Genomic DNA, 14,227 nt, shown 5'->3' on the forward strand with positions numbered 1-14,227 from the left:
CGCATCGCCTTGCAGACGCCTTATTCAAAACGCATCGCCCATCTGCGCGGACGCCTTTTAACGGTGATGATCCGGGACGCCCTGGCCCTGGAAAAGGACCTGTCGCGCCTTTCCACTTTGGGCCTCGACCCCGAAGAGACCGCCCGCCGCCTGGACCGCATGGAAGCCAGAATCCAGGCGTCCGCGAGGCTCCGCCGCAAGAGGGACGCCACGGCCCCAAGCCCGGGCTATCCCGAAAACCTTCCCATCTCATCCAAAAAAGACGTAATTGTCGCGGCCATAAGGGAACACCCCGTTGTGGTCATCACCGGCGAGACCGGTTCCGGCAAGACCACCCAGCTTCCCAAGATGTGCCTGGAGGCGGGTCGCGGACGGGCCGGGATCATCGGCTGCACCCAGCCCAGGCGCATCGCGGCGGTCACGGTGGCCCAGCGCATAGCCTTCGAGATGGACGAGGAGCCCGGAAAAAGCGTGGGCTACCGGGTGCGCTTCGCAAAAAAGGAGGCCGCCCTTCCTTATATAAGGGTGATGACCGACGGCATCCTTCTGGCCGAGGTCCAGGCCGACCCGGCGCTTTCCGCCTACGACACCATAATAGTGGACGAGGCCCACGAGCGGAGCCTGAACATCGATTTCGTGCTGGGAATTTTAAAAAGGCTCCTTGAAAAGCGGCCCGATCTGAGGGTCATCATCACCTCGGCAACGCTGGACACGGAAAAATTTTCAGCGGCCTTCGGAAACGCGCCAATAATAGAGGTCTCCGGCAGGGCCTTTCCCGTGGAGGTAGTCTGGAAGCCGCTGGAAGAAACCGAGGACGCCGGGGAAGGCGATTACACGGCGGGCGCGGCGGCGGCCATTGACGAGCTTTTCGCCAAAAAGCGCCTGGACGGAGACGTTCTGGTTTTCATGCCCACCGAAAGCGACGTCCTGGAAACCTGCGAGCTTCTTTCGGCGCGAAGCTTTCCCGGCTGCGCCGTGATCCCGCTTTTCGCGCGCCTTTCCGCAGGCGAGCAGGCAAGGGCCTTTGCCCCCAACACCGGCCCCAAGATCGTGGTGGCCACCAACGTGGCGGAAACCTCGGTCACCATTCCCAACATAAAATACGTGGTGGACACCGGCCTTGCCCGGATTCCCTGGTACTCGCCCAAGACCCGAACCCTAAGCCTTCCGGTGCGCCGAATAAGCCGGGCTTCCGCCGACCAGCGAAAGGGCCGGTGCGGGCGAGTGAGAAACGGCGTGTGCATAAGGCTTTTTTCCCAGGAGGACTACGAGGCCCGCCCCAGGTTCACCCCGCCGGAAATCCAGCGGGCCAACCTTGCCGACGTGATCCTTCGCATGGTGAGCGCCCGGCTTGGCGACCCGCTTTCCTTCCCCTTCGTTGACCCGCCCCCCGAAAAGGCCGTGAAGGACGGTTTCGCGGTTCTGACCGAGCTGTGCGCCATAGGGGTGAACCCGGAAAAGGGCGGGGACGGGGTCACTTACTCAGGACCGGTTCTGACGGAAACGGGCCGGGTCATGGCGAGGCTCCCACTCGATCCCCGCATAAGCCGGATACTCGTCGAGGCAAGGCGCGAGGGCTGTCTTTTTCAGGCAACGGTGATCGCGGCGGCCCTTTCGGTCCCCGACCCCAGGCGAAGGCCCCTGGACCGCGAGGCCGAGGCCGCCGCCCTCCACGCCTCCTTCGCCGACCCCACATCCGATTTTTCCACCATCATAAACCTCTGGAACCGCATCTCCGCCCAGGAGGGCCAGGGCCGATCCAACAGCAGGACCCGGAAATACTGCAAGGACAACTTCCTCTCCTTCCGCCACGTAAAGGAATGGCGGGAGGTCTGGGAGCAGATATGGGGAATCCTCCACGAGGAGGGCCTAAGCCCTTCCGAGCGCCCGGAAAAGGGCTCGGTGGAGCCCCTGGCCGGACCGGCCTTCGCGGCCCTTCACCGCTCGGTGCTTTCCGGGTATCTTTCCCACATCGCCCTGTTGCGCGAAAAAAACCGCTACCTTGCGGCCAGGGGAAAGGAGGTCATGCTCTTTCCGGGCTCGGCCCTCTTCAACCGGGGCGGAAAGTGGATAATGGCCGCCGAGATGGTGGAAACCTCGCGCCTCTACGCAAGAACCACAGCCAACATAGAACCGGGCTGGATAGAGCCTCTGGCCTCGCATCTCATCAAGTACCGCTACTCCGCGCCCCGTTTCGAAGCGTCCCGTGGCCAGGTGGTGGCCGACGAGGAGGCCTCCCTTTACGGGCTTCCCGTGGTCCCAAAGCGCATGAAGCCCTACGCCAGAATAAATCCCGCCGAGGCCAGCGAAATTTTCATCAGAAGCGCGCTTGTTGAAGGGGAGATGAGGGAGCTTCCACACTTTCTGGACCACAACAAAAAGGTGGTGAAAAAAGTCCTGGACATGGAGGAGCGCCTGCGCCGCCGGGACATCTACGCGGGCGACGAGGCGGTGTTCCGCTTCTATGCCGATCGCCTTCCCCTGGTGTGCGACACGGCCACCCTGAAGCGCCGGATAAGGGAAAGGGGCGGCGACGCCTTCCTGCGCCTGTCATTGGAGGACGTTACGGCCAAGGCCCCGGACTCACGCGAACTCGCGCTTTTTCCGGGTAAAATGAGCCTTTCCGGGGCAGAATTTCCGGTGCGATACCGCTTCGAGCCCGGAAAGCCCGAAGACGGCGTAACGGTGAAGGTTCCGGCCCAGCTGGTGGACGCGGTGGACCCCAAAAGCCTGGAATGGCTGGTTCCGGGCCTTCTCACCGAAAAGATCACCGCCCTCATCAAGGCCCTTCCCAAGCAGTACCGCAAGCGCCTGGTTCCGGCCAGGGACACCGCCGCGAAGCTCTCAACCGATCTCACGGCGGAAGACAGAAAGGGCTCCCTCACCTCCGCCCTGTGCCGGGCCGCCAAGGCCCGTTACGGCGTGGATATTCCGCTCGCCGCCTTCAAGGACGCGGAAATCGCCGATCATCTGAAAACCCGCGTGGCCGCCACGGATTCAGCCGGGCGTCTCATAAAGGCGGGCCGGGACGTGAACGCGCTTTCGGCGGAGCTTTCCAGCCGCACGGAAAAGACCGGGGCGCTCCTTCTGGCCGAGGCCCGGAAAAAGTGGGAAAAGGAAAACATTACAACCTGGGATTTCGGCGATCTTCCCGAAATGACTGAGCTTTCGGCCAGCGGTTCCGAGCGCTTCTTCGCCTTTCCCGCCCTTGCGGCAGAGCCGACAGGCGTGGCCTTGAGGCTTTTTGCCGACATGAGGGAGGCCCGGAGCCGCCACGCCGATGGCCTTTCCGCGCTATATTCCATAGCCCTCAAAAAGGAGCTGGACCTTGCCCGGAAAAGCCTCGCCATCCCGCCCGCCTTAAAGCCTGCCACCGTCTTTTTCGGCGGGGCGGCAAACCTTTCCCAGGCCCTTTACCAGAGCCTTCTGGCCGACCTCTTCAACCGGCCCGTGCGCACCAGGGAGGAATTTTTCGCGCACCTCAAAAAGGCCGAACGGGAGATTTTCCCGGCGGCCAAAAGGAAGATGGAAACCGTCGGCGCGGTCCTCACGGCCCTGTCCGGGTTTTCGTCCCAGCTTTCCGCCCTTCGCAAAAAAAACGCCAAAAACAGGGGCGCTGCCAGTTTTCTTGACCAGATGGAAAAATCGGCCCAAAAACTGGTCCCTGCCGATTTCGCCACACGCCACGCCCCGGAACGGCTCGATCAGATACCCAGACACGTAAAGGCCCTTGCCATACGCACCGAACGCGGCCTTCTGGACCTTTTGAAGGACGAGGCCAAGACCATTCAGGTGACGCCTTTCATAAAAAACCTCGAAGAGGTCGAATCAAAGCTTTCCGGCCATGAATCCGCCGAAAAAATGAAGGCCCTGGAGGAATTTTTCTGGATGGTGAAGGAGTTTGAAATCTCCCTTTTCGCCCCGGAGATAAAGACCCTCTTTCCGGTGTCCCCAAAGCGCCTGGCCGCCGCCTGGGAGGCGCTGACCACCCTGGAATGAGCGCAATGGACCGAAAAATCGCCTTCACCTTTTGCTTGACTGCCAAATTCAAGTCATGTAAGAAGGCTCGTTGTGCCACAGGGCGATGTAGCTCAGTCGGTCAGAGCATGCGGCTCATATCCGCAGTGTCCGGGGTTCAAATCCCTGCATCGCCACCATAAATGCTCACCGGCCCTCCGGCTTATGGCCGGAGGGTTTTTTTATAGAAGGCTGTATAAAAACGCGAATTGCTTCGTTGTGCTTCGCCTCGTGGCTCAGTCACGTACAACAGCGTACGCTTCCTCGCCACTCGCTCGCACGCCTTGCACTTCATCGTTTTTATCCAGCCTTCCTGGCCGGGCTTCATGTATTGGCTCTACGGGTCTTTGAACGGGGAGGACGCATTCCCGTGTTCGAGTATCTTTCATTGGTGGAACAGCGAATTAGGGACGCACAGTCGAAGGGCGCTTTCGACGGGCTTTCGGGAGCCGGGAAGCCTCTGGTCTTCGATGACGCCAACGTGCCCGAAGACTTGAGGATGGCCTACAAAATCCTCAAGAACGCCGACTTTCTTCCCCCGGAACTGGAACTTCGCAAGCAAATCCAATCGACACGGGAACTTTTGAGCGGCATGGGGGAAACCGAGGAAAAGTACAAGGCCATGAAAAAGCTGAACCTCCTTATTTCCAGGCTCAACATGTGCCGACAGTCCAACATGGCTTTTGAAATGCCCGAACACTACGAGGAAAAGCTCGTGGCCCGCTTCGGGAAAAAATGACCGGCGGCTTTCGCCCGCCATTGCGTTGGCTGCTTTTTTCAGTGGGGTTTCAAGGGAAGACATCATGTTTTCCAGCAAGAACAGGGACCAGGACGCCAGGGAAGAAAAGAACAAGGACACCATGATGAAGGGCCTTTTCGCGGCCCAGCTCATCCTCTTGGGCCACGTGGTCCTTGTGTGCGCCATCTTCTTCGTGATGGTGTTCTTCCAGGGCGTGGTGCGCTACATGCCCTGGATATTCCTCACGGTCGGATCCATCATAGCCCTTGTCATCTGGCGGATTTACGCCAAGATGAAAAGGGAGCACAAGAACCTTGGCGATATTCTGCGTGACCCCATGTTCGAGGGCCGCTCCATAGAGATCAGCTTCATGGGAGGGGCCATGCAGTTGAAGCTCGGCCAGCCCGCAGCCCCCCTTCTCATAGAGGACGCCAACCCCGGAGTGCGCCAGAACGAGACCAGGCCCGCGCTCCAGATACGCGAACTCACGGCCCTGGCCGTCCTTTTCGAGCGCAAGCTCATAACCGAGGACGAGTACAACAAGGCCAAGGGCGACCTCCTGTCATCCGAGCAGAACCCGTCTCAAAGATAGTTACCAGACTGTCTAAAAACGCGAATTGCTGTGTCGTGCTTCAAAGCCAATTCCGTCACGTACGAACATCTTGATTTAGCCCAAGAACTCTGCGCTTTCTTGGGCGGGTACGCTTGACTCATTGGCTTTTCCCGCGCCTTGCACTTCATCGCCAATATTCAGACTGGTATTCAGGCTTCGTGTCGAGACTTCTTAAAGGGGCTGTTTCAAAACGGCCAAAGCCGGTTGCTTTTCCATCCTGCTTAAATATCGGGCGGAATTCATGAAAAAACTGCGCATCGCCCTTCTTTCGGGCGGCATTTCAACCGAGCGCGAGGTGTCCCTTAAAAGCGGCGACGCCGTGCTTGAGGCCCTCGACCACCAAAAATACGACGTCACCCGCTACGACCCCAAGTTCGACATCCCGCGCCTTGTGACGGACGCGGACAAAATCGACGCGGCCCTGATAATCCTGCACGGCCCATACGGTGAGGACGGGCGCATCCAGGGGCTTTTAGACATCCTGGGCATCCCCTACCAGGGCTCAGGGGTCCTGGGAAGCTCGGTGGCCATGGACAAGGAGGCGGCCAAGCTCCTCTACCAGGCCCACGGCATCCCCACCCCGGCCTTTGCCTGCCTCGGCCCCGAAGATGCCGACAAGCTCTCCGAAGCCGGAAGCCGCCTGGGCTTTCCCCTGGTGGTGAAGCCGGTGGCCGGGGGCTCCAGCGTGGGAACCGCCCTTGTCGACAACCAGGACGATCTCAAGAGGGCTGCGGACGCCGCCTTTGAAAGCGACAGCAGGATTCTTCTGGAGGAATACATTAAGGGAGTTGAGATAACCTGCCCGGTGGTGGGCAACCAAAGCCTGGAAACCCTTCCCCTGGTGGAGATCGTGCCCGCCGATGACTGCCGCTTCTTCGACTACAAAGCGAAATACGAGGACAAGCGCACCCAGGAAATCTGCCCGGCGAGGCTTTCGGACGAAATCGCCCAAAGGGCCTGCGAGCTGGGAGTCATGGCCCACAGGGCGCTTTACTGCAAGGGCTACAGCAGGACCGACATGATAATTAACGAACGGGGAATCTTCGTGCTGGAAACCAACACCATTCCCGGAATGACCCCCCAGAGCCTTCTTCCCAAGGCAGCAAAGGCGGCGGGCCTGAGTTTTTCCGCCCTCCTTGACCGCCTCATCGCCCTTTCCCTGGAAGACGCCGAAAACGGCCAGAGGCAGGCAGTAAACAGGTGAGACCCGAATTCATTCGGTAAAATTTTATCACGAAAAAATGCGAAGCGCCGGGAGGACATCATCCCCCGGCGCTTCGCATTTTTATGAAGGTGAAGAAAAGGATTGAATCAACTCCGCCTCTTGCATCCCTGGCTATAGCCGTGAAATGCGGGGCCGGATTTCACTTCTTTTTTCCCGCCCGGTACTGGGCCAGATGGCCCTTCAACTCATCCAGAAGGTCTTTCGGATAGAGCTTCCCGGCCAGTTCGTCCCAAAGCGGCATGGACTTTTCCTTTATGGCCTTTATTTCCTCGGGGCTGGAGCGCACCTTTCTCACCCCGTAGGCCACCATGGCGTTCAGGCTCTTTTCTGCGTCCACCCTGGTCTTTACGCAAAAATCCTTCGCCCATTTTTCGCGCCCGTCGAAAACGCCTTTCTGATACTGCTGGGGAAGGGCGTCCCAGGCCCTTGACGTGCATACGCAAAAGGCGGGAACGTAGCGAAGCCTTGTGGTGTTCACGAACCGGAAGGTGGAGTAAAGCTGGGTTCCCACAACCCATATGGAAGGCGCTATCAGGCTCTCGGCCACCCCTGCCCGAAGCGATGACGGTATCTCGGTTATGCCCATTGGCACCGGGCTTGTGCCCATGCGCTCGAAAAATTTGCCTTCCAGGGGCCCGAACCAGGTTATGAAGCGGGTCTTCGGGAAATCCGACACCTTGGTCACGGGCAGTTTCGACGAATATATCTGGTCGAAATCCTGGTCCAGCCAGACCAAAAGCCGCAAGCCCTCCTTGGCCACTATGCCGTCGAAGCGGGCCATCATCTGGTGCTTTATGGCGTCCACCTCGTCGTAGTCGTTGAAGAGGAAGGGCAGGCCCAGAATCGCAAGGGATTTGGACATCATGAATGTGCCCTGGCCCGAAAGCCCGGCGGCCTGGAGCTGGTCCACCTTCATTTTTTTCAGGTGCTGCTCGTCGTCGCCCATGACCCCGCCCCAGTAGACCTTGAGCACCACTTCGCCGTTGGTCACCTTTTCCACCGCCGGCATGAGCACCGACTGGACCTGCTTGGCGTAGCCGATGTCCTTGGGAGCCAGGGTTCCGGTCTTCCATGTCCACTTGACTGCGGCCTCAGCCGCAAGCGGCGAGACTGCGGCAAAAACGGCGGCAGCGGCAACGGCCAGAAACGCCTTGCGAAAAAAAGTCATGATCCCCCCCTTGATGAATTTTTCGGAACGTTTGTTTCAAACGAAAAAACTGCGGGAAAACGGGTGGCATCCTGAAAAGCCCGCGAGTACAGGGCGGGTTTTCGCTAAACGGGAAACGGGCCGGGCGGGTCAGTCCCCGCCCGGCCACGCTGGTTTGAGGCGCAACACATACGCTTTGGCGAAAAAAACGCACCGTGAAAAGGCTATCCCTTTTTACGGGCAGCCGCTATATGGGCCAGAAGCTCGTCCAAGAGGCTTTTCGGGTAGAGCTTGCCTACCATTTCCTGGCCCACCGGAGCCAGGACCTTTCTGATTTCCTCAAGTTCCTTGGGCGAGGGCGTGGCCTTTCTCATGCCGTATTTCAGCATGGCGTCAAGGCTTCTGTCGTTGTCCTTCCTCGTATCCGTCACAAAGTCGCGGGTGAGCTTTTCCCGCTCGGATTCAAGGCCCTTGCGCATGAATTCGGGAATCTCGGCCCAGGCCTTGTTGGTCACCACGATAAGGGCCGGGGCATAGCGGATGTTCATGGGATTGACGTACTTGGCGACGCTGTGCATCTGGCTTCCCACCATCCAGATTGCCGGGGCTATGGTTGCGTCTGCTATGCCGCTGCGGAGCGAGGCCGATATTTCGGGCACGGCGATGGGAATGGGGCTTGCGCCAAGCCGGGTGAGGACTTCCTTTTCCAGGGGGCCGTACCAGGTGACGATTCGGCCTCCCCTGAACTCGGCCAGCGAGGCCAGGGGCTTTTTGATGGAGTAGAGCTTGTCGAAATCCTGGTCGATCCACACCAGAAGCTTGAAGCCTTCCTTGGCCATCATTGCTTCAAAGGTTTTGAACATTTTCGGGCGGACGTAATCCACTTCGGCATAGCTGTTGAAAAGGAAGGGGATTTCCACCACGGCCCATTCCTTGCTGATGAGAATGGCGCCCATGGCCGTAAGGCCGCCCGCCTGGAGCTGGCCGATGCGCATTTTTTTGATGTAATCGGAGTCATCGCCCATGACCCCGCCCCAGAACACCTTTATTCCAAGCTGCTTGTTGGTCTTCTGGGCTATGTAGGGCAAAAGTATGTGTTCCACCTGCTTGGCCCATCCAACGCCCTTGGGCGCAAGGGTCCCCACCTTCCACAGGTGTTGCGGCTCGGCGAAACACGGGGCTGCAAAAACAAGGAGCATCAGGATTGAAATAAGTACGACAACCGGTTTTCTGCTGGCAAGCATGGCACAATCCCCCTACCGGCTTCTTCCGAAGCCTTCTTACTTATGATGATTTACATCCATCGGCCCGACGCCGATCCCCTTTTCAGATACCAACCCACCCCGAATGCATATTCCGCCGGGATGGGGTAAAAACACCTTCCCGCTTTTCAGCAGGCGAACTTCGCGTGTACGTTTTCTTCGAACTTGTCCGCAGTACCGTTGAATTCCCGGACGATGAGCGGCTTTACCAGGGCCTTTGCAAGGCTTGGAATGAAGGAAAAGGAAAGGTCGAGCTTAGTGGAAAAATCAACGATGACGCCGCCTGCGGTCTTTACGATGCGGGCCTGTCCCTGGTTTCTGGCGTTGCCCGCGCCCTCCACCGGGGTCCAGGTTATTATGCCCTTTTCCTTGTCGTTGGCGTATGAGCAGGCGTAAACCACCTGGATGGTATACTTGGCCACGCCCACCTTCTGCATTTCCCACTGGTATTTTCCGCCTCCCAGGTCCACGAGCCTGTCAACCTTGGGGAAAATGGCCGCCGTGGCCGGCACGTCGGTGAAAAAGGCGAAGGCGGTGTCGTAGTCTATGGCAAGATCAAGTTTTTTCGTAAATTCTATCGACATTTCAAGCGCCATGGCGTCTCTCCTCTAAGTATTTGATTGAAGGCGGGAAAAACCGCCAGGGAAGGCTGATGCTTTTTTTGCGACCGGAAAAAAACCGCACGGACGCTGATGGAGCCCTGAAAAAAGCCTTCGCAAAAGCTAATCGTAAAACCTGTGCATGTAACTGGATTGTTGCATCAAAGGAAGTGTTGCAGGATAATCGGCCTGCCTTTGAAAAATAATCATGAACCGACCCCGAAGTCAACCGGATTATGAGCCAAAATGCTTAAAGATTTCTCAAACTTCCGATCCATGGGGCTATGAATTCATACCCATACGAAAGAACGACCCGGAAAAAATATGCGCTCGGCCCTGCCTAAATTACATGTTTTCGGATAGTTATAACCAGGCCAGGGGAATTGACTTTTTCACGCGGGCTGATAACGTCATTTCCGGCAGGCCGGAAAGAACGTTCAAACAGGAGTGGGAGGAAAAATGCCGACGGTTTTTTCAAGAACCGCCCCTTTCATCGCCGCCCTTGTCTTGTGCCTCACGGGCTGCGGCCCCAGGGCAGGCATAAGGGGGGTGTTGGAGGACGCATCGGGCAGGCCGGTAAGCGGCGTAACGGTGCTTGCCGTTAAGGCCGGAGAGGAGGGGAGCAAAAAGTTCCTTTCCGCAAAGGTGGGCGGGGACGCCACTTTCAGCTTTGAAAAACTCTTGCCCCAGAGCCGCTACGTTTTGCGGGTCGCCTCAAAAGACTGGGTTTCGGGCGCGGCTTTTCCCGTGGGCACGGGGCAGGCGGGCTCGATAATTCCCCTCCCGAAGCCCCTTGTCCTAAGGTTCACCATGACGCCGGACGGAGTGATAAAGGACTCGGCCACGGGCCTGGAATGGCTGCCCCTTTCCGGCCCCGGCCTGGATGCTTACAAGGCCGCAGGATGGGCGCGGAAGCAGAAGGCTGCGGGCGGCGGCTGGCATCTTCCCGACATAAGCGAATTGAAGCGCCTTGTTTCCGTCAACCAGGAAAGCGCCTGCCAGCTCGATCCCCTCTTCAATCCGGGCAGGCTGTGCTTTGTCTGGAGCAACCCGGCGGGCGACCCGCGAAAAACCCCCGCCTTTGATTTCAGGTGCGGAAGAGCCATGCCCTTGTCCTCGCTCGACCCGAACGTGCGCACCTTTGCGGTGAGGGTGGCCAGATGACGGGAGGGAGCCTCGCTGACGGCGGCGGCCAGGGGCAACCAGCCCGCCTTTCCCTGTGGTGGACGCCCACCGGGAATTACTGCGCAAATTCGGATACCGGCGTTCTGACCATAGAGGAGAAGGCCAAATGCGCCCGCTACAGGCGGGAAAAGGACAGGACTGCCTGCCTTGCAAGCCGCCTTCTCGTAAGAAGGGTTCTTTCCGGGCTCTGCGGCAAGGCCCCCGAAGAGCTTGTTTTCGGCCAGGGCTCGCACGGCAAGCCCATGCTCCTTGCGGACGACGGCAATCCCTGCCCGGTGCGCTTCAACCTCTCCCACAGCGCTGATTTGGTGATGCTTGCGGCTTCCACCGAAACCGGGGTTGGGGTTGACGTGGAAAAAATTGCGGAACGGGCCGACATCGCCATGATAGCCCGGCGCTTCTTTTCCCCGGACGAGGCCCTGGAGCTTTCCGCCCTTTCAGGCGGCGAGCGCCTCGAAAGGTTCCTCGCCCTGTGGACCCTCAAGGAGGCCGCCATGAAGGCCCTGGGGGGCGACATTTTTCTGGGGCTTGCCGGAATCCGCTTTTCCTTTCTTTCGGGCGGCCTGATGGGCTTTTCATTGGCCGGGGGTTTTCCGAAAGAGGCGAAAAACCTCAATTTCGCACTTTTCGAGCCATGCGAGGGCTACGTGGCTGCGGTGGCGGCCTTCGGGGAATTTTCCCTGGAGGTTTTCCGGGCAGGCTCCGAGGGACGGGCGGAAAAATCCCCGCCGGTTTTGATCGCCAGGACGCCCGGCTTTCACCCGGAGCCATAGCGGTTTCATTTCCGATAAGAGAAGCTTTGAACAATTTCCAGATTGCAGGGGCAATCGAGGAAGAATTTTTTTCCTGGGAGCGCGGGCATCTTGCCCGCATTAAACAGCAAAAGCGGGCGGGACGCCCGCGCTCCCAGGAAAGCCACGCCTTGCTGTAAATAGTCCAGAGCCATGTATAAAAAAAAGGGCGGCCTTCCGGATTTCGGAAGACCGCCCTTTTCTTGCATGCGCCGCAAAAAGGCCGTAAAGCCTCAGTCGGCGAGCCCGTTTTTCCGCTTTTCCCAGATGTTGTAGCCAAGCCAGCCGAAGACAGGGATCAGGATAAGGAAAATGAACCAGTAGGTCTCGAAGAAACCGGGTTTTTTCTCCTCCTGGAGACCGGCGTAAACCCCCTCCAGTTTCTGAATCTGCGCGCCTATGGCGTTGGACTGGCCCTGGAGCGCGGCGGCTGTCTTGTCTATGGCCTGTTTCTGGGCCTTTAAGGCGTCAAGCCCCTCCTGGTACTGGGCCATGAGCGCCTGTTTCGCGTCCTTGTCTTCGGCTGAACCGCAACCGGCCGCCACGAGGCACAGAAGGACGGCAAGAAGCAGGATGATGGTCTTTTTCATGGGGTTTTCCACTTCCTTTCATGGTATGTTCGACCCGCTAACAGCCTGTCTAAAAACGCGAATTGACAGTGCCCGTGCATCAAAGCCAATTCCGTCACGTACGAACATCTTGATTTAGCCCAAGAACTCTGCGATTTCTTGGGCGGGTACGCTTGACTCATTGGCTTTTCGCACTCCTTGCACTTCATCGCCAATATTCAGAATGGTATCCCGGCTTCGCGCACAGCCTTTTTAACGACCCGTTAGGAGCGATTGAATTTCTTCGCTTGCGAGACTCTGCGCCCGATTCATAACAAGGCTTTGATGCGATTGCAAGTCCTCTTGACCGGGGTTTAAGCCATGCGTTCGATCGATATAGGAAAATCGGGAGTGGCCGTCTCCGCCGTCATAATGGGAGGCTGGCAGGCGGGCCTCAAGGACTGGGCCGGAATCACCGACTCCATGTCCGAAAGGGCGGTAAAAGCCTCGCTGGACGCCGGAATCACGGCCTTCGACACTGCGGAATCCTATGGCGACGGGCACTCCGAGCGGGTTCTGGGTCGGGCGCTTAGGGGCGTCAGAAGCCGGGCCGCCATACTGGGCAAGGTCTTCGCCAACCATCTCCACGAAGACGCCGTGATAGCCGCCTGCGAGCGGTCCCTGAAAAACCTCGGAACGGATTACATAGACCTTTACCAAATCCACTGGCCCTCCGGCTCCTTCGGCATGAAGCCCGTGCCTCCCGAAGAAACCATGGCGGCCTTTTGCCGCCTGAAAAAAGAGGGAAAAATCCGGGCTGCGGGCCTTTGCAACGCAAGCGTTGAAGCCGGCGAAAAATACGCTCGACACGGCGGGATAGACGCAGTGCAGTCGCCCTATTCCCTCTTTTTCAGGCAGGCGGAAAAAAGCCTCATCCCCTGGGCCGCCGGGCGGGGCGTTGCCTTTCTGGCCTATTCGCCCCTTGCCCAGGGCTTTCTGACGGGAAAATTCAAGGTCGGCCACGAATTTGAACCCGGAGACCACCGTACGCGCAACAGGCTCTTTTCGCCGGACGTCTTTCCCCGCGTCATCGACTGCGTGGAGCGCATCCGGGCTGTCTGCAGGCCGCTTGAAACAAGTCCCGCCGCCGCCGCCCTCGCCTGGGTGCTTTCCGAAAAAGGGGTCGCCGCAATCGCCGGGGCCAGGAACGGGGAGCAGGCGCGCATGAACGCGGAAGCCTCAAAAATCGCGCTTTCCGAAAAGGACCGGGCTGCCCTTTCCGAAGCCGCCCTTCCTGTGGCGTCGATTTTCATGGAGGAAACCCTCATGTGGTATCCGCCCGAACGAAAGGGCCGGTCAAACCCGTGACCGGGCCGCCCGGTTTTTCCTTGCAAAGGCCGGTCAAATCCTTTACTAGCCCGAAAATCGGTGCATCGTTTTCCAAATCCAGTCAATTTGTCCATCCAAAAGGAAATCCCCATGAAAGGCAGGGCCTTCTTCGCAATCATCGTGCTTACGGGGCTTTTTCTGGCCGCAGGGACATTGCTGGCCGGGGAGCCGGTGAAGATCACCGGCAGGGTTCTGGGCCACGTGCTGGCGGGCGACGACGACCGGCTCTACGAAATGGTGCCGTCCCCCAAGTCCGAGGCGCTCATGGACCTTGCGGGCCGCCGGGTCACCATCAGCGGGATTCTCTTGAACGACTGCGACTGGACCTGCATCATCGAGATAACCGATTTTTCTGACCTTTCGGACCAGACCCCGCCGCCTCAGGCGGTCTTTGTCCCGGCCAGGCCCAAAAAGGAGGAACCGGCCCGGATCGAACCGGAAAAGACGCCCGAGCCAGCCCCCGCGCCCGTCGTTGCAGAACCCGCGCCCCCCGCGCAGGTCATTGAGTCTCCGGCCCCCCCCGCGCCGACGGTTGCGGAGCCCCCGCTGCCCGCAGGCGATCCTTCAACGTTCAGGGCCCGCTGAACCGGCCTTTTTCCGAATTTCGTTTAATTTTCCGGACAAAAATGTATTAATTGCAGGGAGCACATGGCGGCATCCCCAAGGAGGCCGACCCATGCCCTCGCAAAACCGACATGCGCGCCCTAATCAT

The 14,227-nt window shown here is 58.8% G+C and carries 12 protein-coding genes and 1 tRNA gene; 9 read left to right on the plus strand and 4 right to left on the minus strand.

The genetic code is table 11. The features are described from left to right. Positions 1–9 precede the first annotated feature (9 nt). The 5 genes from hrpA (at position 10) to HZB23_10385 (ending at position 6,573) form a co-directional block, all read left to right on the plus strand. Complete coding sequence (gene hrpA, locus HZB23_10365; protein ID MBI5845058.1) at positions 10–3,999, plus strand: ATP-dependent RNA helicase HrpA; 3,990 nt, start codon at positions 10–12, stop codon at positions 3,997–3,999. A gap of 81 nt (positions 4,000–4,080) precedes the next feature. Further along, a tRNA-Met gene (locus HZB23_10370) sits at positions 4,081–4,157 on the plus strand. A gap of 230 nt (positions 4,158–4,387) precedes the next feature. After that, a complete protein-coding gene (locus HZB23_10375) occupies positions 4,388–4,756 on the plus strand; it encodes a DUF1992 domain-containing protein (protein MBI5845059.1) in 369 nt (122 codons plus the stop codon). A gap of 64 nt (positions 4,757–4,820) precedes the next feature. Then, complete coding sequence (locus HZB23_10380; protein MBI5845060.1) at positions 4,821–5,348, plus strand: hypothetical protein; 528 nt, start codon at positions 4,821–4,823, stop codon at positions 5,346–5,348. Positions 5,349–5,610: 262 nt separating this feature from the next. Continuing rightward, positions 5,611–6,573: a D-alanine--D-alanine ligase gene (locus HZB23_10385; GenBank protein ID MBI5845061.1), complete on the plus strand. Its 963-nt coding sequence runs from the start codon at positions 5,611–5,613 to the stop codon at positions 6,571–6,573. Between the two features lie 160 nt (positions 6,574–6,733). Here the strand turns inward: HZB23_10385 and dctP (HZB23_10390) are convergent, their stop codons facing one another. The 3 genes from dctP (HZB23_10390) to HZB23_10400 form a co-directional block, all read right to left on the minus strand. Further along, on the minus strand, positions 6,734–7,762 hold the full coding sequence (gene dctP / locus HZB23_10390) for a TRAP transporter substrate-binding protein DctP (protein MBI5845062.1): 1,029 nt from the start codon (positions 7,760–7,762) through the stop codon (positions 6,734–6,736). A gap of 203 nt (positions 7,763–7,965) precedes the next feature. Continuing rightward, positions 7,966–8,985 carry a TRAP transporter substrate-binding protein DctP gene (dctP, locus tag HZB23_10395; protein ID MBI5845063.1) on the minus strand — a complete coding sequence of 340 codons (1,020 nt, stop codon included), beginning with the start codon at positions 8,983–8,985 and terminating at the stop codon, positions 7,966–7,968. 146 nt (positions 8,986–9,131) lie between these two features. Beyond that, the gene (locus tag HZB23_10400; protein MBI5845064.1) at positions 9,132–9,599 is read right to left on the minus strand and encodes a hypothetical protein; all 468 of its coding nucleotides are present in this window, start codon (positions 9,597–9,599) and stop codon (positions 9,132–9,134) included. Positions 9,600–10,061: 462 nt separating this feature from the next. Between HZB23_10400 and HZB23_10405 the strand changes: the two genes are divergently transcribed. Both HZB23_10405 and HZB23_10410 read left to right on the plus strand, forming a co-directional pair. Next, positions 10,062–10,766, plus strand: coding sequence for a hypothetical protein (locus HZB23_10405; GenBank protein ID MBI5845065.1), 705 nt, complete (start codon positions 10,062–10,064; stop codon positions 10,764–10,766). Continuing rightward, positions 10,763–11,560 carry a 4'-phosphopantetheinyl transferase superfamily protein gene (locus HZB23_10410; protein ID MBI5845066.1) on the plus strand — a complete coding sequence of 266 codons (798 nt, stop codon included), beginning with the start codon at positions 10,763–10,765 and terminating at the stop codon, positions 11,558–11,560. Before HZB23_10405 ends, HZB23_10410 begins: the two co-directional genes overlap by 4 nt. 251 nt (positions 11,561–11,811) lie before the next feature. On the opposite strand, the gene HZB23_10415 is transcribed toward HZB23_10410, so the two are convergent. Then, positions 11,812–12,168 carry a hypothetical protein gene (locus HZB23_10415; GenBank protein MBI5845067.1) on the minus strand — a complete coding sequence of 119 codons (357 nt, stop codon included), beginning with the start codon at positions 12,166–12,168 and terminating at the stop codon, positions 11,812–11,814. 339 nt (positions 12,169–12,507) lie between these two features. Between HZB23_10415 and HZB23_10420 the strand changes: the two genes are divergently transcribed. Together HZB23_10420 and HZB23_10425 are read left to right on the plus strand one after the other, a co-directional pair. Continuing rightward, positions 12,508–13,494: an aldo/keto reductase gene (locus HZB23_10420; GenBank protein MBI5845068.1), complete on the plus strand. Its 987-nt coding sequence runs from the start codon at positions 12,508–12,510 to the stop codon at positions 13,492–13,494. A gap of 111 nt (positions 13,495–13,605) precedes the next feature. Continuing rightward, on the plus strand, positions 13,606–14,100 hold the full coding sequence (locus HZB23_10425) for a hypothetical protein (GenBank protein ID MBI5845069.1): 495 nt from the start codon (positions 13,606–13,608) through the stop codon (positions 14,098–14,100). The last annotated feature ends 127 nt before the right edge of the window (positions 14,101–14,227 follow it).

Source organism: Deltaproteobacteria bacterium, from assembly GCA_016235345.1.
Lineage (GTDB): Bacteria > Desulfobacterota > Desulfobacteria > Desulfobacterales > Desulfatibacillaceae > JACRLG01.

Coding starts and splice junctions, on each gene's coding strand:
- HZB23_10425 (MBI5845069.1), top strand. CDS start 13,606: ATGAAAGGCAGGGCCTTCTTCGCAATCATCGTGCTTACGGGGCTTTTT.
- HZB23_10420 (MBI5845068.1), top strand. CDS start 12,508: ATGCGTTCGATCGATATAGGAAAATCGGGAGTGGCCGTCTCCGCCGTC.
- dctP (MBI5845062.1), bottom strand. CDS start 7,762: ATGACTTTTTTTCGCAAGGCGTTTCTGGCCGTTGCCGCTGCCGCCGTT.
- HZB23_10410 (MBI5845066.1), top strand. CDS start 10,763: ATGACGGGAGGGAGCCTCGCTGACGGCGGCGGCCAGGGGCAACCAGCC.
- HZB23_10380 (MBI5845060.1), top strand. CDS start 4,821: ATGTTTTCCAGCAAGAACAGGGACCAGGACGCCAGGGAAGAAAAGAAC.
- dctP (MBI5845063.1), bottom strand. CDS start 8,985: ATGCTTGCCAGCAGAAAACCGGTTGTCGTACTTATTTCAATCCTGATG.
- HZB23_10400 (MBI5845064.1), bottom strand. CDS start 9,599: ATGGCGCTTGAAATGTCGATAGAATTTACGAAAAAACTTGATCTTGCC.
- HZB23_10415 (MBI5845067.1), bottom strand. CDS start 12,168: ATGAAAAAGACCATCATCCTGCTTCTTGCCGTCCTTCTGTGCCTCGTG.
- HZB23_10385 (MBI5845061.1), top strand. CDS start 5,611: ATGAAAAAACTGCGCATCGCCCTTCTTTCGGGCGGCATTTCAACCGAG.
- HZB23_10405 (MBI5845065.1), top strand. CDS start 10,062: ATGCCGACGGTTTTTTCAAGAACCGCCCCTTTCATCGCCGCCCTTGTC.